Origin of the sequence: Methylobacterium oryzae (genome assembly GCF_036441375.1) — a bacterium.
GTDB classification, from domain to species: domain Bacteria; phylum Pseudomonadota; class Alphaproteobacteria; order Rhizobiales; family Beijerinckiaceae; genus Methylobacterium; species Methylobacterium oryzae_A.
Window position 1 is genome coordinate 1 of record NZ_MLCA01000007.1, and the last position, 16528, is coordinate 16528.

Below are 16528 nucleotides of genomic sequence, written 5' to 3' on the forward strand. Positions count from 1 at the left end.
CTCTGGGCCGCGGCCGGCGGGGGCGCGAGCGCCGACGCCCTGTCGCTGGTCCCGCGCGGCGGCCCCGTGCGGATCGCGCCGCAGGCGGAGGGCTTCGTCCTGGACGGACGGGTCGCGCAGGTGCCCTGGGGCGGTTCGGTCGCCGCTTTCCTCCTCGACGCCGTCGACGCGGCCGGCGTCCCGCAGCTCGTGCGGATCGCCGCGCCCGGCACGATCCGCGACACGCGCCACAATCTCGCGGGCGAGCCGCGCGACACGCTCGACCTCACGGGCTGCACCGTCCCCGCCGACGATATCCGGGCCGCGCCGGGCTGGGCGACCGAGGCGGGCGTGCCGTCCGTCGAATCCGTCGGCGCCTGGGTTCGCGCGCAGCAGATGGTGGGCGCCCTGGAGACCTGCCTCGGGTCCGCCCTCGATCACGCCCAGGAGCGGCAGCAATTCGGCCGGCCGCTCGCCAAGTTCCAGGCGATCCAGCACATGCTGGCCGAGGCCGCGGGCCACGTCGCGGCCGCGACCGCGGCCGCCGATCTCGCGGCCGCCTGCTGGGGCGACCCGCGCTTCGTCCTCGCGACCGCGATCGCCAAGGCGCGCTGCGGCGAGGCGGCGGGGCACGTCGCGGCGATCGGCCACCAGATCCACGGGGCCATGGGCTTCACCCAGGAGCACCCGCTCCACCGCGCGACGCGGCGGCTCTGGTCCTGGCGCGACGAGTTCGGATCCGACGCCCTCTGGCAGGAGCGGATCGGGCGCGCGGTCTGCGCGGGCGGCGGCGCGGCCCTCTGGCCGATGCTGGTCCGGCTCCGGGGCGGCGCCGGCTGAGATGGGAGATCAGTGCGTGCCGGACCACTCCGCCGAGACGAAGAAGGCCGGGCCGCTGGCGGGCGTGCGGGTGGTCGACCTGACGAGCGTGATCATGGGGCCCTCGGCGACGCATATCCTCGCCGATCTCGGCGCCGACGTAATCAAGATCGAGACGCCGGAGGGCGATTCCTTCCGGCATTACCGGCCGGCCCGGGGCGCCGGGATGGGCGGCAACTTCCTGCACCTCAACCGCAACAAGCGCAGCGTCCGCCTCAACCTGAAGCGGGCTGCGGCGCGCGCGGCACTGGACCGGCTGATCGCCACGGCCGACGTGTTCGTCCACTCGATGCGGCCCGACGCGATCCTGCGCCTGGGCTACGGCTACGATCGCGTGCGCGCGCTCAGGCCCGACATCGTCTTCTGCGGCGCCTACGGGTTCGGGGCCGACGGCCCCTACGCCCACAAGGCGGCCTACGACGACCTGATCCAGGCGGGCTCGGGCCTGGCGGCCCTCCAGACAGCCGCTACCGGCCAGCCCGGCTACCTGCCCACCGTGCTGTGCGACAAGATCGCCGGACAGGCCATCGCCTGCGCGATCCTCGCGGCCCTCTACGAGCGCCGGGCCGGCGGCGGCGGGCAGGCGGTCGAGGTGCCGATGTTCGAGACCATGGTGGAGTTCAACTTCGTCGAGCACATGGTCGGCTACGCCTTCGAGCCGCCGCTGGGGCCGCCGGGCTTCAACCGGGTGCTGAGCCCGCGGCGCAAGCCCTACCGGACCCGGGACGGCCACGCCTGCATCCTGCCCTATTCCGACCGGAACTGGCGCGACTTCTTCATCCATACCGGCCGGCTCGAATTCGTGGACGACCCGCGCTTCGCGCCGCTCGCCGTGCGGGTGGAGAACATCGAGATCCTCTACGCGCTGGTGGAGGAGGAGGCGCCGCGCCGGACCACCGCCGAGTGGGTGGCGTTCTGCGACTCGGTGAGCATCCCGTGCATGCCGGTCCTCGGCCTGGAGGACCTGCCGGAGGACGCGCACCTGAAGGCGGTGGGCTTCTTCGGCAGCGCCGAGCACCCGAGCGAGGGGCGCTACCGCACCATGCGCCGGCCGGTCTCGTTCAGCGGCAGCCGCTTCGCGATCCGCCGCCACGCCCCCCGGCACGGCGAGCACACCGCCGAGGTCCTGGCCGAGGCCGGGCTCGACCCGGCGGAGATCGCCGCCCTGATCGACGCGCCGGACAAGCCCGACACCGCGCCCCTGGAGGCCGCCCGATGACTGCCGAGACCCGAGACGCCGGCGAGGACCTGCTGCTCTCCGTCGCGGAGGGGGTGGCGACCATCACGCTGAACCGGCCCGAGCGGAAGAACGCCTTCACCTTCCCGATGATCGAGGCCTGGACGGCGGCCCTGCAGCGCTGCCGCACCGACGCGGCGATCCGCGTCGTGGTGGTGACCGGGGCGGGCTCGGCCTTCTGCAGCGGCGGCGACATCGTCGAGATGGGCGAGCGCCTCGACCAGCCGCCGGCGCGGCGCAAGGACGAGCTCCACGGGCGAATCCAGCGCATCCCGCTGACGCTGGAGGATCTCGACAAGCCGGTGATCGCCGCCCTGAACGGCGTGGCGACCGGCGCGGGCCTCGACCTCGCCCTGATGTGCGACCTGCGCTACGCGGCGAAAAGCGCCCGCTTCGCCGAGACCTACGTGCGGGTCGGCCTGGTCCCGGGTGCGGGCGGCGCCCATTTCCTGCCCCGTCTCGTCGGGACCGCGAAGGCGCTGGAACTGTTCTTCACCGGCGATTTCGTCGACGCCGACGACGCCCTGCGGATCGGCCTCGTCAACGGCGTTCACGCCGACGCGGATCTGATGCCGGCCGTCGCGGCGCTGGCGCGCAGGATCGCCAAGGCGCCGCCGCTGACGCTGAGCCTGATCAAGCGCGCGGTCTACCAGGGGATGCGCAACGATTTGCGCACCAACCTCGACCTGATCTCCTCGCATTATGCCGTCGTCACCGCCACGCCCGAGCACCGGGAGGCCGTGCGGGCCTTCATCGGCGGGCGCGACAAGGCGTAATCCCGCTGGATCCGGCTCTCGCGTCGTCCCGGACGAGGGAGAGAACCGCCGCCGCGCGCGACATCTACCCTCGGGCGTCGCACTTTCGCGCTTGTCGCCACCGCGCTCAACTGCAAGTCTATCCAAAATTCAATCTGCGCAACGACGCGGAATCAGTCTGGGAGGACACGATGACGGCTCGGATTCTCGGTGCGCTCGCCTGTGCGCTCGCCTTCATCGCGCCGACCGCGGCGCAGACGCCGATCGTCATCAAGTTCAGCCACGTCGTCACCACCGACACGCCCAAGGGTCAGGGCGCCGAGCGGTTCAAGCAGCTCGCCGAGGAGCGCACCAAGGGCGCGGTCAAGGTCGAGATCTACCCGAACAGCACGCTCTACAAGGACAAGGAAGAGGTGGAGATGCTCCAGCTCGGCGCCGTGCAGATGCTGGCGCCGTCCACGAGCAAGTTCGGCCCCCTCGGCGTGAAGGAGTTCGAGGCCTTCGACCTGCCCTACATCTTCCCCAACGAGCAGGTGCTGCGGCGCGTCCAGGACGGGCCGATCGGCCAGGGGTTGTTCAAGAAGCTCGAATCCAAGGGAATCAAGGGCCTCGGCTACTGGGACAACGGCTTCAAGATCCTCACCGCCAACAAGCCCATGCACGCGCCCGAGGACGTGAAGGGCCTGAAGTTCCGGATCCAGTCCTCGAAGGTGCTGGAGGCGCAGTTCAAGCAGCTCGGCGCGCTGCCGCAGGTCCTGGCCTTCTCCGAACTCTACCAGGCGCTGCAGACCGGCGTGGTCGACGGTCAGGAGAACCCGCCGTCGAACGTGACGACCCAGAAGATCAACGAAGTGCAGAAGCACGCCACGCTCACCTACCACGGCTACATCGGCTACGCGGTCATCGTGAACAAGGGCTTCTGGGACGGCCTGCCCGCCGATATCCGCACGACGCTCGAGGGCGCCATCAAGGACGCGACCGCCTACGAGCACGAGATCGCCGACAAGCAGAACGAGAAGGCGCTCGCCGACATCCGCGCCACCGGCAAGACCGAGGTCTACACGCCGACCGAGGCCGAGAACGCCGCGTGGCGGAACGCCCTGGCGCCGGTCCAGCGCGAGATGGCCTCCCGCGTCGGCAAGGATCTGGTCACGGCGCTCAACAAGGAAGCCGAGGCGGCGCCGAACAACTGATCCCGCCGCAGCAGCGCCCGGACCGACCATGTTGCTGAAACTTCTCGATCGGCTCGAAGAGGTGCTGATCGGAACGCTGATGGCGGCCGCGACCGTCATCACCTTCGCCACGGTGGTGCACCGGTTCCTCTCCGGCATCCCGGCGCTGCAGGACTACACCGACCGGATCGACTTCGGCTGGTCGCAGGAACTGTGCATCTACATGTTCATCTGGGTCGCGAAGTTCGGCGCGGCCTACGGCGTGCGCACCGGCATCCATGTCGGCGTCGACGTGCTGGTCAACCGGCTGCCGCCGGGCGCGCGCCGGGTCATGGTCCTGGTCAGCCTCGCGGCGGGCGCCCTGTTCACCGGGATCGTCGGCACGCTCGGCGCGAACTTCGTCTGGCGCATCGGGCACACCGACCAGACGACGCCCGACATGGAGATCCCGGTCTGGATCGTCTACCTCGCGATCCCGCTCGGCTCCTACCTGATGTGCTTCCGCTTCCTGCAGGTCGCGTGGGGCTACTGGACGACCGGGCACCTGCCCGCCCGAGACCACGCCCATGTCGACGGCGTCCGGACCGTCGAGGGGGTCGACCCGGTCCAGCTCGGCCGCGAGGGAGGCCCCGCATGAGCGGCCTGATCATCTTCGGGCTGCTCATCGCCCTGATGCTCACCGGCATGCCGATCTCGATCGCACTCGGCCTGACGGTGCTGACCTTCCTGTTCACCCTGACGCAGGTGCCGATCGAGAGCGTCGCGCTCAAGCTGTTCACCGGGATCGAGAACTTCTCGATCATGGCGATCCCGTTCTTCATCCTCGCCGGCAACTTCCTGGCCCATGGCGGCGTGGCGCGGCGGATGATCGCCTTCACGACCTCGCTCGTCGGGCACTGGCCGGGGGGGCTCGGCCTCGCCGGCGTGGTCGCCTGCGCGCTGTTCGCCGCCGTGTCGGGGTCGAGCGTGGCGACGGTGGTGGCGATCGGCTCGATCATCCTGCCCGCCATGGTGGCGGAGGGCTACCCGAAGCGCTTCGGCGCCGGGGTGATCACCACGTCGGGGGCGCTCGGCATCCTCGTGCCGCCCTCGATCATCCTCGTGCTCTACGGGGTGTCGACGAACTCCTCGATCGGCAACCTGTTCCTGGCCGGGGTGATGCCCGGCATCGTCCTGTCGGCGATGCTCGCCAGCGTCACCTTCGTCATCGCCAAGCGCCGCGGCTATCCGCGCATGCCGAAGGCCTCCTGGGCCGAGCGCCTGCGTGCGTTCCGCGAGAGCGCCTGGGGCCTGTTCCTCGTGGTGATGGTGATCGGCGGCATCTACGCCGGCATCTTCACGCCGACCGAGGCGGCCGCGACCGCGGCGGTCTACGCCTTCGTCATCGCGGTGTTCGTCTACCGCGACCTGAAGCTGTCGGACGTGCCCCGGGTGCTCCTCGCCTCGGCCAACATGAGCGCGATGCTGCTCTACATCATCACCAACGCGGTGCTGTTCTCCTTCCTGATGACGTCGGAGAACATCCCGCAGGCGATGGCGGCGTGGCTGATCGCGATGAACTTCAGCCCGCTGGTCTTCCTGCTCGTGGTCAACATCATCCTGCTGATCGCCGGCAACGTGATGGAGCCGTCCTCGATCCTGCTGATCATGGCGCCGATCCTGTTCCCCATCGCGGTCAAGCTCGGGATCGACCCGATCCATTTCGGGATCATCATGGCGGTCAACATGGAGGTCGGCCTGTGCCACCCGCCGGTCGGGCTCAACCTCTACGTCGCGAGCGGCATCGCCCATATGGGCATCTCCGAGCTGACGGTCGCGGTGCTGCCGTGGCTGCTGACGATGCTGGCCTTCCTGGTCCTGGTGACCTACTGGCCCGCCCTCTCCCTGTGGCTCCCGCGGGCGCTGGGGGCAATGTGACGGGCGCCGGGCCGCGCGCGGGTGCAGCCTAGGGCTCGGCCGGCGTTATCCAGAGCCGCCACTCTACATCTGGCGCTCGCTGGATGAGACGGAGGAGTTCCTCGAGCGCGAGCCGAGGCCGTCCATGAACGAGGTGTTCGGCTCGCTCGCCCGCGACTGGCAGATCGTGCTGCTCGGCACGCTCCTCGTCGGCATGACCACGATCTCGTTCTACACGATCACCGTCTCCACGCGGCTCATCGAGGCCACGTGCAAGCGCGCGGCCCCCGGTCTGTGGATGGCCTTCGGGGCGCCTGCGGCCTCGTCGCCACGCTCCTGATCTACCGCCGTGCGGCCCAGCCGGACGCCCTGGGCGCTCCGGCCTGATCGGGCCGGCCCTGGACCGGCAGGGGTCGCTCACGCCCCCCCTGCCCCGCCGGGAGAGCCGGCTGGGCGAACCGCGCGGCCGGGACGGTGGCGCGGCGCAAGCTGCGTGCGAGGCAGACGATCGGGAGGGCGCGGGCCGCGAGCAGTGTCGTTTAGCCGACCAGCGCGCTCGCCGGGCATGGCCACGCCAGTGCACGTCCTCGACGGTGCGGGCCCAACCCCGGCCCACCATCCAGCGGAGTTCGCCCTCGTTGAGGTCGTGTCCCGGACCGCCCCCCCTTCCCGACGATGCGCAGCGCATCCGTCCCGCAGGCGGCCTCCACGCGTTCGACGGCGGCGGCGGCGAGTTGGGCCGCGGCACGGGCGAGGCGCGCCTGACGCTCGACCCCCCCATCCACCGGGAAATCGCCGCCCGCCAACGGGGCGCTTCGAAGCGAGAGCACCCCCGCGCCGGAGGTCACGCCCGGCCCATTCGCCACCCGGACGAGCCGTCGGGCTCGCGGGAAGGCTCCGACGGACCGTGCCCGGCCCGAGGCTGGCAGCGCCCCGTCTCGAAACGTGCCACCAACCGCAGCCCGGCCCAGAGCTCGACGACCGCGTCCGCAACCAGCGCCTCAGCCAGAAGCCGAGCGTCCGCTTCGCTGGAAGCCTCCAGAGGCTCCATCCCGAGCACACGTCCGTTCGGGGCGACGAAGAACGCCCTGAAGGCTTCCCCGCCTCGTGCCGGCGCAAGGGTCGGGATGCCCGTCGAAGTCTGATCCATCGCGAAATCTCTCAAGCTGCGCGGCGGGATGGCCCGGGGTTTGCGGTCGCTGCGCGGCCGTCGCCGACGCCGTGATCCGGGCCGGAGATCACGGGTCGGATCCGCCTGGCGGTTCGCGAGCGGGCGATCGGACGGTGCCCCCGAGGACCGGCAACGATCGATCGCGCAGTCCTGGTTCGCCGGCCGGCCCGCATCGTCCGCCGCTACGGCAGGGGCCCCATGAGGCGCTTGGCGTCCGTGAGGATGTTCTCGCAGGCGCGTTGGTCGCCCTCGCGATCCGCATCCAGCGCTTCGCCGATGAGAAGCTTGGCCGCCACGACGTTCCCGCGGGTCGGACCGCTCTGCTGGCTGGTCGGCTCAACCGGCAGAGCGCGCGGAAGCGCCTTGAGCGAGCCGGTGGTCAGAGTGTGTCCGGGATCGAGGCCCGCGACCTGCACCGCACCGAAGCTGTCGAGGCGGCGCTGGAGGGCGCTGATCTGCTGCGTGCAAGAGGAGGCGACGACGGGGAGGGCCGAGCAACTGAGGAGGGCAGCGGCGACAACGAGGGATGAGGCGCGCATAGCAATGTTTCCTTGATCGTCGGGCAGGTCGTGACCGTACCGGACGGCCCGTTCTGCGATGCCCCGCGCGGCCAAGCCTTGCGATGGATCAAGGACCTCGACGGGCGCCGCCGCGGAAGGCTGCGGATGATCGTCCCGTCGGGCAACGAAGCGCCCCCCCACACACCCCGTTTCGCGCGGACGCCGTCGCTCGATCCAGTGTAGATTGACTGACGTCTACAGTTGTCGGCACCCGGACGATCGAAATTCGAGCGCCGCGATCGAACACGACTGGCAGTCGCGCGCGGTTCGACCTCGCAATCCCGCGTCGATGCGCGAGCCCGGTTTGATTCAGGTCAAGGCCGAGCTTCGCCCCGTCTCTTATCCGCCGCAGGACCCGTACCCGCGCGACGCGAATAGAGCGAGCCATGGCCGCCACACCTGTTGCCAAGTATATGACCGAAGGCGAGGTCGGGCTGGGTCTCGCCCTGCTCGTCGGCGCCTTCGTATGCGCCCTGGCATCGACATACGCGGTCGACGCGCCGTTCAGCTTCCATATGGGCCTGTTCGCCCTGGCCGGCCTGGCGGGCGTCGTCGCGATCCTCAAGCGCTACGAGGCGCGGGCGTTCGAGCCGGCGCCGCAGGAGATCGACGGCAAGCCGAACTACAATCTCGGCCCGGTCAAGTTCGCGGTCGTCGCCGCCATGGTCTGGGGCATCGCGGGATTCACGGTCGGCTGCATCATAGCCTTCCAGCTCTGGGCGCCCGCGCTCAATCTCGGGCTCGAATACACGACGTTCGGTCGCCTGCGTCCCCTGCACACCTCGGCGGTGATCTTCGCCTTCGGCGGCAACGTCCTCATCGGCACCTCGCTCTACGTCGTTCAGCGCACGTGTCGCGCGCGCCTCGCGGGGGATCTGGCGCCCTGGTTCGTGGTCCTCGGCTACAACCTGTTCATCGTCGTGGCCGGCACCGGTTACCTGCTCGGCGTCACGCAGTCGAAGGAGTACGCCGAGCCCGAATGGTACGCCGATCTCTGGCTGACGATCGTCTGGGTTGCCTACCTGCTGGTGTTCCTCGCCACGCTCTGGAAGCGCAAGGAACCCCACATCTTCGTGGCGAACTGGTTCTATCTCGGCTTCATCGTCACCATCGCCATGCTCCACATCGTCAACAACCTGGCGATGCCGGTGACGGTCCTCGGCTCCAAATCGTACCCGATGTTCGCGGGCGTTCAGGATGCCCTGATCCAGTGGTGGTACGGCCACAACGCGGTGGGCTTCTTCCTGACGGCGGGCTTCCTGGCCATCATGTACTACTTCGTGCCGAAGCGTGCGGAGCGGCCGATCTACTCCTACCGCCTGTCGATCATCCACTTCTGGGCCCTGATCTTCATGTATATCTGGGCCGGCCCGCATCATCTGCACTACACAGCCCTGCCCGACTGGGCGCAGACGCTGGGCATGACGTTCTCGATCATGCTGTGGATGCCCTCCTGGGGCGGCATGATCAACGGCCTGATGACCCTCTCGGGCGCCTGGGACAAGCTCCGCACCGACCCGGTCCTGCGCTTCATGGTCGTCTCCCTGGCCTTCTACGGCATGGCGACCTTCGAGGGCCCGATGATGGCCATCAAGGCCGTGAACTCGCTGTCGCATTACACGGATTGGACGATCGGCCACGTCCATTCCGGCGCGCTCGGCTGGGTCGCCTACATCTCCTTCGGCGCCCTGTACTGCCTCGTCCCCTGGCTGTGGAACCGCCGGGAGCTCTACTCCCTGAAGCTGGTCGAGTGGCACTTCTGGATCTCGACCCTCGGCATCGTCCTGTACATCAGCTCGATGTGGGTCGCCGGGATCATGCAGGGCCTGATGTGGCGCGCCTATAACGCCCTCGGTTTCCTCGAATATTCCTTCGTCGAGACCGTCGAGGCGATGCAGCCCTACTACCTCGTGCGGGCACTCGGCGGTGTCCTGTTCCTGACCGGCGGGCTGATCATGGCCTACAACCTCGCCATGACCATCGCGGGCCGGACCGCGTCGGACTCCGCCGCCCTGCCGATGGACGAGCACCGGCCCGGAACCCCCGTACTCGCCGCCGCCGAGTGAGCCCGCTGAACGGAGCCGCGCGCGGTCGCGGCTCAGTCCTTCACCGCTTTACGGAAGACCGTCGATGGCCACCGCTCAACCCGGCCTCTGGAAGAGGCACGAGATCTTCGAGAAGAACTCGATCCTCCTGCTCATCGGCGCGCTCATCGTCGTCGCGATCGGCGGCCTCGTCGAGATCACGCCCCTCTTCTACCTGAAGAGCACCGTCGAGACGGTCGAGGGCGTCCGTCCCTACACGCCGCTCGAACTCGCCGGCCGCAACATCTACATCCGGGAAGGCTGTTACCTCTGCCACAGCCAGATGATCCGCCCGATGCGCGACGAGATCGAGCGCTACGGCCACTTCTCGCTCGCGGCCGAGAGCATGTACGACCACCCCTTCCAGTGGGGATCGAAGCGGACCGGCCCGGATCTCGCGCGCGTCGGCGGCAAGTATTCGGACCAGTGGCATCGCGAGCACCTGAAGGACCCGCGGGCGGTCGTGCCGGCCTCGATCATGCCGGCCTACGCGTTCCTCGACCGGCCGCTCGACGCCGACGCCATCGCGGACGACCTCGTGGCCAACCGCGCCCTCGGGGTCCCCTACACCGACAAGATGGTCGCCCTGGCCCGGAGCGACCTGAAGGCGCAGCTCGATCCCGACGGGCCCGGCGCGGCCGATCTGCAGCGTCGCTATCCAGGCGCCAACGTCCGCGATTTCGGCGGCGACAAGGCCAGGGCCGCGGAGATCGACGCCCTGATCGCCTACCTGCAGGTGCTCGGCACCATGGTCGATTTCAAGATCTACGAAGACAAGAAAAACCTGAGGTGATCACGATGACATACGAGAGCGCCGCCGCTTTCGCACAGACAAGCGGGCTCCTCTACTTCGTCGGCATGTTCGCCGCGGTCGCGCTGTACGCGTTCTGGCCCCGCAACCGCGCACGGTTCGAGGCGGCCGCCCACCTCCCGCTGACTGAGGACTGACCGCCGTGGCCGACACCCCGCATCCCGGCCCCTCGCCGGCGGACCCGCAGACCACCGGGCACGCCTGGGATGGGATCGTCGAGTACAACAATCCCCTGCCCCGCTGGTGGCTCTACACTCTGTACGCGACCATCATCTGGTCCGTCGGCTACTGGATTGCCTACCCGGCCTGGCCGCTCGTGACCGGCTATACCGGCGGCCTGCTCGGCTACTCCCAGCGCGGGGTCGTTCTGGACGAGGTCGACGCCGTGCGCCGGGCGCGCGACGCGCGCGGCCAGGCGCAGCTCGCCACCGCGTCGGTCGCGGAGATCCGGGCCGATCCGGCTCTCCTGCGGCTCGCGCTCGCCACCGGCAAGGCGGCGTTCGGCGACAATTGCGCCGCCTGCCACGGCAGTTCGGCCACAGGCCGGCCGGGCTACCCCAACCTGCAGGACGACGACTGGCTCTGGGGCGGCACGCCCGAGGAGATCGAGCGCACGATCCGGTACGGCGCACGGTCCGGTCACGGAGAGGCGCATGTCGGCGACATGCCGGCCTTCGGGCGTGACGGCGTGCTCAAGCGGGACGAGATCGCGGCGGTGGCGACCTACGTGCTCTCGCTCTCCGGCAAGCCGGGCGTCGCGGGCGCGCGCGTCGCGACGGGCGGCGAGGTCTTCGCCGGCAACTGCGCCGGCTGCCACGGCGAGGCCGCCAAGGGGAATCCCGAGATGGGCGCTCCCGACCTCACCGACGCGATCTGGCTCTACGGCGCCTCGCCCGAGCAGGTCGTCGCCACGATCACGAACGGGCGCAGGGGCATGATGCCGGCGTGGGAAGGCCGGCTCGATCCGGCGACGATCAAGGCCTTGGCGGTCTACGTGCACGACCTCGGCGGCGGCCGCTAGAGCCGTTCCCGATCGTGTCGCAACGGTCGGGAGGGACGGCGCCCCCGGTCTCGGCAGCCGTGCCAGGCCCCCTCTCCCGTGCGGGAGAGGGTTGGGGTGAGGGACGAGACGGATCAGGATAAGGCGCGCCGTCAGATAGCCGACACGGCACGCCTCGTCCGGACAAACCTGATCCCTCACCCTGTCCGTCTCCCGCACGAAGAGGGCACCCGTGCCTCGTTCGGCACGGGCTCGGCAATCGCCTCCGTCCCGACCCGGTCGGGAACGGCTCTAGGCGGTCTCCGGGCGCTCGCGTTTGCGCGAGATCAAGGCGGCCGGCGCGGCGGATCTCTAGTCCGGCGGCACCGGCCCGTGCGCCGGACGGAAGATGACCGATGCCCCTCGCCGAACGCACCGGCCCCCCTGCGGCCGCCGGGTCCGCGCCCGCACCGATCCACGCCGGGCGTGCCAAGAAATTCGGCGCGGCGGCGACCCGTGCCGCCATCCCGGCCGTGAACGGGTCCCTCTACGCCGCGCGGACGAAGATCCAGCCGCAATCCGTCCGCGGCACGTTCCGCCGGATCAAGTGGATCGTCCTCGCGGTCGCCCTCGGCGTCTACTATCTCACGCCCTTCGTGCGCTGGCCTCGCGGTGCGGGCGAGCCCTCCCAGGCGGTCCTGCTCGACCTCGACAAGGGGCGGTTCTACTTCTTCTCGATCGAGCTCTGGCCGCAGGACGTGACCTACGTCATGGGCCTGCTGATCCTGGCGGCCCTCATCCTGTTCCTGATGAACGCGGTCGCGGGGCGCGTCTGGTGCGGCTACCTCTGCCCGCAGACCGTCTGGACCGACCTGTTCCTCGCCGTCGAGCGCCTCGTCGAGGGCGACAGGCGCGCGCGCCTCAGGCTCGACGCGGCGCCCTGGTCCATGGAGAAGATCGCCCTGCGGACCATGAAGCATTCCATCTGGCTGCTCGTCGCCTGGTGGACCGGAGGCGCCTGGGTTCTCTACTTCGCGGACGCGCCGACGCTGGTGGTCCAGCTCGCGACGTTCCAGGCACCCGCGCCGGCCTACGTCGCGATCCTGACGCTGACCGCGACGACCTACCTGCTCGCGGGCCACATGCGCGAGCAGGTCTGCACCTACATGTGCCCCTGGCCGCGCATCCAGGCGGCGCTGACCGACGAGCACGCCCTCAACATCCTCTACCGGAACGATCGGGGCGAGCCGCGCGTCTCCGCGAAGAAGACGGCGGCGCTGCGCGCGGCCGGCCAGCCCGCTGGCGACTGCGTCGACTGCTTCGCCTGCGTCACCGCCTGCCCGGCCGGGATCGATATTCGCGACGGGCTGCAGATGGACTGCATCCAGTGCGGCCTCTGCATCGATGCCTGCGACACGGTCATGGGCAGGCTCGGCCGGCCCGCGGGCCTGATCGGCTACGATACCGAGGCGAATTGTCGGAGCCGGGCAGCCGGTCGCGGACCCGTCAGCCGGATCGTGCGACCGCGGACGATCCTGTACGCGACGCTCATCGCGGGCGTCGGCGGCTTCATGCTCTACAGCCTCGCGACGCGCAGCTTCACGACGCTCAGCGTTCTGCACGACCGCAATCCCCAGTTCGTGACCCTGTCGGACGGCTCGATCCGCAACGGGTTCACCCTGCGCGTGCTCAACAAGCGCCCGGCCGAACGTCGGTTCGCCCTGGCGGTGGACGGCGTCGCGGACGCCCGGGTCGAGGTGGTGGGCGGCACGCCGGAGGACCTGCCGGTCCCGTCCAACGGGACCCAGGAATTCCGGATCCTGATCTTCTCGCCGCCGGGCCGGACCGCGCAGACGTCCGATCTCTCCTTCGCGATCGCCGATCCGGCATCCGGCGAGACGGCCCACGCCCGGGACTACTTCAAGGCACCCTGACCATGAACGACACCCAGACGTCGCTCGCCCCTCCGCGTCGGGGACGGGCCGGCATCCGTCTCACGGGCAGGACGATCCTCGCGATCTTCGCCGCCTTCTTCGGCACCGTGGCCTGCGCCGACGCGGTCCTGGTCGGTTCAGCGCTGCGGACCTGGTCGGGGCTGGAGGAGCCCTCCCCCTACCAGGCGAGCCAGCGCTACAACGCCGAGTTGCTCAGGTCGCGGCAGCAGGACGCCCTCGGCTGGCACCTCACCGCCTCGGCCGCCCGCCTCCCCGCAGCGGCGGCCTCGATCACGGTCACCTTGGCGGACGATGCGGGCCATCCGCTCCGGGGCCGGACGATTCGGGCCCGGCTGGAGCGGCCGACGGACAAGCGGAAGGACCGGCGGGCCGACCTCGCGGAGGTCGGCGCCGGGACCTACGCGGCCCGCGCCGAGTCGGTCGAGCGCGGGCAGTGGGATCTCGTCGTCGAGGTCGTCGAAGGGGACGGCGTCGCCTTCCGACGCCGGCACCGGGTCGTCTTGGATTGAGGGGAGCGCCCGATGTGCTGCACCGACATGGCCCTCGCCTACGTCGAGGCCCACGCCTCCTGGAGCGCGGCGAACACCAGGCCCTCGCTCGGGCGGGACTACGCCGCCTTCCTGACGCGGGGCCCCGACGGATCCGCCCGCGCCGCCTTCGCGGTCGAGGACGTCCGCTGCGCGTCCTGCATGAGCACCATCGAGCGGGGCCTGGCCGGTCTTCCCGGCGTGACGGCCGCGCGCCTCAACTTCTCCGACCGGCGCCTCGCGGTCACGTGGCGCCCGGACGCCGAGCCCGATGTGCCCGCCGTGCTCTCGGCGCTGGACGCGCTCGGCTTCCGGGCGCAGCTCTTCGATCCCGGCAGTCGCCCCGATGCCGAGACCGCCGAGACGAAGCGCCTGATCACGGCACTCGCGGTCGCGGGCTTCGCCTCGATGAACGTGATGCTGCTCGCCATCTCGGTCTGGGCAGGCACCGTCTCGGACATGACCCCCGAGAACCGGGACCTCTTCCACTGGATCCAGGCACTGATCGCCCTCCCGGCGGCGGCCTACGCGGGACGCCCCTTCTACGAGGGGGCGTTCCGGGGCTTGCGCGCGGGGCGGGTCACGATGGACTTCCCGATCACGCTCGGCATCGTCCTGACCCTCGTGATGTCCGTCGTCGAATCCCTCTCGGGCGCGACCCACGCCTATTTCGACGGCGCGGTGATGCTGCTGTTCTTCCTGCTGATCGGGCGCGTCCTCGAGCAGTCCATGCGCCGCCGCACGCGGATGCTGGCCGAGAACCTCGCGGCGCTGCGCAGCGAGGGCGCGACTGTCGTTGACGCCGACGGGAGCCTGCGGGACGTGCCCACCTCGGACCTCGTCCCGGGCTTGCGGATCCTCATCCGCCCCGGCGAGCGGATCCCGGCCGACGGCGTCGTCGAGCGGGGCATGTCCGACCTCGACCACAGCCTCGTCACCGGCGAGACCGCCGCAATCGCCGTGCGCGGCGGCGACACCGTCTTCGCGGGGGCACTCAACGGCAACGGCGCGCTCACGGTCCGGGTCGCCGCCGCGTCCGGGTCGAGCCTGCTCGACGCGGTGGAGGCCCTGATGCGCCGCGCGCTCGAGGCCCGCTCGCGCACCCTCGTCCTCGCCGATCGTGCGACGCGCCTCTACGTCCCGCTGGTCCACGCCGCGGCCGCGCTGACGCTGGCAGGCTGGCTCGCGGCCGGCGCCGGCTGGCACGCCGCGATCCTCAGCGCCGTCGCGGTGCTGATCGTGACGTGTCCCTGCGCGCTGGGGCTCGCGATACCGGCCGTGCAGGTCGTGTCCGCCGGCTCCCTGTTCCGGGACGGCGTCCTCCTCAATGACGGAACGGCGCTGGAGCGCTTCGCCGCGATCGACACGGTCGTGTTCGACAAGACCGGGACGTTGACCCTGCCCGAGCCGAGCCTGACCGACGGGGACCACCCCCCGGGTATCCTGGCGCTGGCGGCGCGCCTCGCCCTGTCCAGCCGGCACCCGATGGCGGCGGCGCTGGCGAAAGCCGCCGGCGGCGCGGAGCCGGTCCCGGACGCTCAGGAGGCGGCGGGGCTGGGTGTGCGGGCCCTCGTCGACGGCGTGGAACTGCGCCTCGGCTCCGCCCGCTTCTGCGGCGCCGAAGCGGAGGCCGCCGCGGCCCTGGCCGAAAACCCCGCCGCGTCCGTGATCTGCTTCCGGGCCGGCGACGCGGCGCCCGTCGTCTTCCCGGTGCACCAGGCCCTTCGGCCGGAGGCCGCGCAGGTCGTCGAAGCGCTCCTGGCCGCCGATCGCCGCGTCCTGATCCTGTCCGGCGACCGCGCCCCGGCGGTGGAGGCCGTGGCCGCGCGGCTCGGGATCGCGGAGTGGGAGGCCGGCCTCACACCGCTGGAGAAGATCGCCCGCATCGAGGCGCTCCAGCGGGCCGGCCGGCGCGTGTTGATGGTCGGGGACGGCCTCAACGACGCCCCGGCGCTGGCGGCGGCGCACGCCTCGCTCTCGCCCGTCACGGCGGCCCATGTCAGCCAGGCGGCGGCCGACGCCCTGTTCCTGGGGCGCAGCCTCACCCCGGTCCTGTCCGTGCTGGACGCCGGCGCGCGGGCGCGGCGGCTCATGCTGCAGAACCTGTGGTTCTCGGCCGCCTACAACCTGCTGGCCGTCCCGCTGGCGGCCGCGGGCTGGCTGACGCCGCTCATCGCGGCGCTGGCGATGTCGGGGTCGTCGGTCATCGTCACCCTCAACGCGCTGCGCGCGCGCGTCGCGACCGGCGCTCGCCCGGCTCCCGTCGCGATCGCCGGCCGGCGCGCCCCGCCCTCCGCGTTCCCACTTCTCCCGGGCCGACCATGAACGTCCTGCTTCTCGTCATTCCGATCGCCCTCGCGCTGGGAACCCTCGGCCTCGTCGCCTGCGTGTGGGCGCTGCGAAGCGGGCAGTACGACGACATCGAGGGCGCGGAGTACCGCGTCCTGCACGACGACTGACATCGTGGCCGCTCCATCCGCGGCCTTGCGGCAGGCACGCCCGGATGCACGCGCCTCGGGACGT

Annotated in this window: 16 protein-coding genes; 15 read left to right on the forward strand and 1 reads right to left on the reverse strand. The window is 70.6% G+C overall.

Annotated elements, in window-relative coordinates:
• The 7 genes from MOTC310_RS14270 to MOTC310_RS14300 form a co-directional block, all read left to right on the forward strand.
• Nucleotides 1–819: acyl-CoA dehydrogenase family protein (locus tag MOTC310_RS14270; RefSeq protein ID WP_331302240.1), on the forward strand; the 819-nt coding region annotated here is incomplete at its 5' end.
• Nucleotides 820–835: 16 nt separating this feature from the next.
• Nucleotides 836–2077: a CaiB/BaiF CoA transferase family protein gene (locus MOTC310_RS14275; RefSeq protein ID WP_331302241.1), complete on the forward strand. Its 1242-nt coding sequence runs from the start codon at nt 836–838 to the stop codon at nt 2075–2077.
• Nucleotides 2074–2871 (forward strand): enoyl-CoA hydratase/isomerase family protein, encoded by a 798-nt coding sequence (locus MOTC310_RS14280; protein ID WP_331302242.1) that lies wholly within the window; start codon nt 2074–2076, stop codon nt 2869–2871. Before MOTC310_RS14275 ends, MOTC310_RS14280 begins: the two co-directional genes overlap by 4 nt.
• Nucleotides 2872–3041: 170 nt before the next feature.
• Nucleotides 3042–4043 (forward strand): TRAP transporter substrate-binding protein, encoded by a 1002-nt coding sequence (locus MOTC310_RS14285; RefSeq protein ID WP_331302243.1) that lies wholly within the window; start codon nt 3042–3044, stop codon nt 4041–4043.
• A gap of 28 nt (nt 4044–4071) precedes the next feature.
• Nucleotides 4072–4659, forward strand: coding sequence for a TRAP transporter small permease (locus MOTC310_RS14290; protein ID WP_331302244.1), 588 nt, complete (start codon nt 4072–4074; stop codon nt 4657–4659).
• Nucleotides 4656–5939 (forward strand): TRAP transporter large permease, encoded by a 1284-nt coding sequence (locus MOTC310_RS14295; protein ID WP_331302245.1) that lies wholly within the window; start codon nt 4656–4658, stop codon nt 5937–5939. The genes MOTC310_RS14290 and MOTC310_RS14295 overlap by 4 nt, the downstream gene beginning before the upstream one ends.
• Before the next feature lie 124 nt (nt 5940–6063).
• Nucleotides 6064–6258: a hypothetical protein gene (locus tag MOTC310_RS14300; protein ID WP_331302246.1), complete on the forward strand. Its 195-nt coding sequence runs from the start codon at nt 6064–6066 to the stop codon at nt 6256–6258.
• A 1013-nt stretch (nt 6259–7271) separates the two neighbouring features.
• Here the strand turns inward: MOTC310_RS14300 and MOTC310_RS14305 are convergent.
• A complete protein-coding gene (locus tag MOTC310_RS14305; RefSeq protein ID WP_331302247.1) occupies nt 7272–7628 on the reverse strand; it encodes a hypothetical protein in 357 nt (118 codons plus the stop codon).
• Nucleotides 7629–8035: 407 nt separating this feature from the next.
• On the opposite strand from MOTC310_RS14305, the gene ccoN reads away from it, so the two are divergent.
• The 8 genes from ccoN to ccoS all read left to right on the forward strand — a co-directional run bounded on the left by ccoN (nt 8036) and on the right by ccoS (nt 16464).
• The gene (gene ccoN, locus MOTC310_RS14310) at nt 8036–9715 is read left to right on the forward strand and encodes a cytochrome-c oxidase, cbb3-type subunit I (protein WP_331302248.1); all 1680 of its coding nucleotides are present in this window, start codon (nt 8036–8038) and stop codon (nt 9713–9715) included.
• Nucleotides 9716–9779: 64 nt separating this feature from the next.
• Nucleotides 9780–10526: a cytochrome-c oxidase, cbb3-type subunit II gene (gene ccoO, locus MOTC310_RS14315; protein ID WP_331302249.1), complete on the forward strand. Its 747-nt coding sequence runs from the start codon at nt 9780–9782 to the stop codon at nt 10524–10526.
• Between the two features lie 5 nt (nt 10527–10531).
• Complete coding sequence (locus MOTC310_RS14320; protein WP_331292901.1) at nt 10532–10681, forward strand: cbb3-type cytochrome c oxidase subunit 3; 150 nt, start codon at nt 10532–10534, stop codon at nt 10679–10681.
• A 5-nt stretch (nt 10682–10686) separates the two neighbouring features.
• Nucleotides 10687–11565: a cytochrome-c oxidase, cbb3-type subunit III gene (gene ccoP, locus MOTC310_RS14325; protein WP_331302250.1), complete on the forward strand. Its 879-nt coding sequence runs from the start codon at nt 10687–10689 to the stop codon at nt 11563–11565.
• 374 nt (nt 11566–11939) lie between these two features.
• Nucleotides 11940–13457, forward strand: a complete 1518-nt coding sequence (gene ccoG, locus MOTC310_RS14330) for a cytochrome c oxidase accessory protein CcoG (RefSeq protein WP_331302251.1) — start codon at nt 11940–11942, stop codon at nt 13455–13457.
• A 2-nt stretch (nt 13458–13459) separates the two neighbouring features.
• Entirely contained in the window at nt 13460–13987 is a 528-nt protein-coding gene (locus tag MOTC310_RS14335) for a FixH family protein (protein ID WP_331302252.1), read from the forward strand.
• A gap of 12 nt (nt 13988–13999) precedes the next feature.
• On the forward strand, nt 14000–16330 hold the full coding sequence (locus MOTC310_RS14340) for a heavy metal translocating P-type ATPase (RefSeq protein ID WP_331302253.1): 2331 nt from the start codon (nt 14000–14002) through the stop codon (nt 16328–16330).
• Entirely contained in the window at nt 16327–16464 is a 138-nt protein-coding gene (gene ccoS, locus MOTC310_RS14345) for a cbb3-type cytochrome oxidase assembly protein CcoS (RefSeq protein WP_331302254.1), read from the forward strand. The genes MOTC310_RS14340 and ccoS overlap by 4 nt, the downstream gene beginning before the upstream one ends.
• Nucleotides 16465–16528 lie beyond the last annotated feature (64 nt).

What these genes read in the sequence shown, in the direction of transcription:
- MOTC310_RS14280 (WP_331302242.1), top strand. Translation starts at nt 2,074, where the DNA reads ATGACTGCCGAGACCCGAGACGCCGGCGAGGACCTGCTGCTCTCCGTC.
- MOTC310_RS14285 (WP_331302243.1), top strand. Translation starts at nt 3,042, where the DNA reads ATGACGGCTCGGATTCTCGGTGCGCTCGCCTGTGCGCTCGCCTTCATC.
- MOTC310_RS14290 (WP_331302244.1), top strand. Translation starts at nt 4,072, where the DNA reads ATGTTGCTGAAACTTCTCGATCGGCTCGAAGAGGTGCTGATCGGAACG.
- MOTC310_RS14295 (WP_331302245.1), top strand. Translation starts at nt 4,656, where the DNA reads ATGAGCGGCCTGATCATCTTCGGGCTGCTCATCGCCCTGATGCTCACC.
- MOTC310_RS14300 (WP_331302246.1), top strand. Translation starts at nt 6,064, where the DNA reads ATGAACGAGGTGTTCGGCTCGCTCGCCCGCGACTGGCAGATCGTGCTG.
- MOTC310_RS14305 (WP_331302247.1), bottom strand. Translation starts at nt 7,628, where the DNA reads ATGCGCGCCTCATCCCTCGTTGTCGCCGCTGCCCTCCTCAGTTGCTCG.
- ccoN (WP_331302248.1), top strand. Translation starts at nt 8,036, where the DNA reads ATGGCCGCCACACCTGTTGCCAAGTATATGACCGAAGGCGAGGTCGGG.
- ccoO (WP_331302249.1), top strand. Translation starts at nt 9,780, where the DNA reads ATGGCCACCGCTCAACCCGGCCTCTGGAAGAGGCACGAGATCTTCGAG.
- MOTC310_RS14320 (WP_331292901.1), top strand. Translation starts at nt 10,532, where the DNA reads ATGACATACGAGAGCGCCGCCGCTTTCGCACAGACAAGCGGGCTCCTC.
- ccoG (WP_331302251.1), top strand. Translation starts at nt 11,940, where the DNA reads ATGCCCCTCGCCGAACGCACCGGCCCCCCTGCGGCCGCCGGGTCCGCG.
- MOTC310_RS14335 (WP_331302252.1), top strand. Translation starts at nt 13,460, where the DNA reads ATGAACGACACCCAGACGTCGCTCGCCCCTCCGCGTCGGGGACGGGCC.
- MOTC310_RS14340 (WP_331302253.1), top strand. Translation starts at nt 14,000, where the DNA reads ATGTGCTGCACCGACATGGCCCTCGCCTACGTCGAGGCCCACGCCTCC.
- ccoS (WP_331302254.1), top strand. Translation starts at nt 16,327, where the DNA reads ATGAACGTCCTGCTTCTCGTCATTCCGATCGCCCTCGCGCTGGGAACC.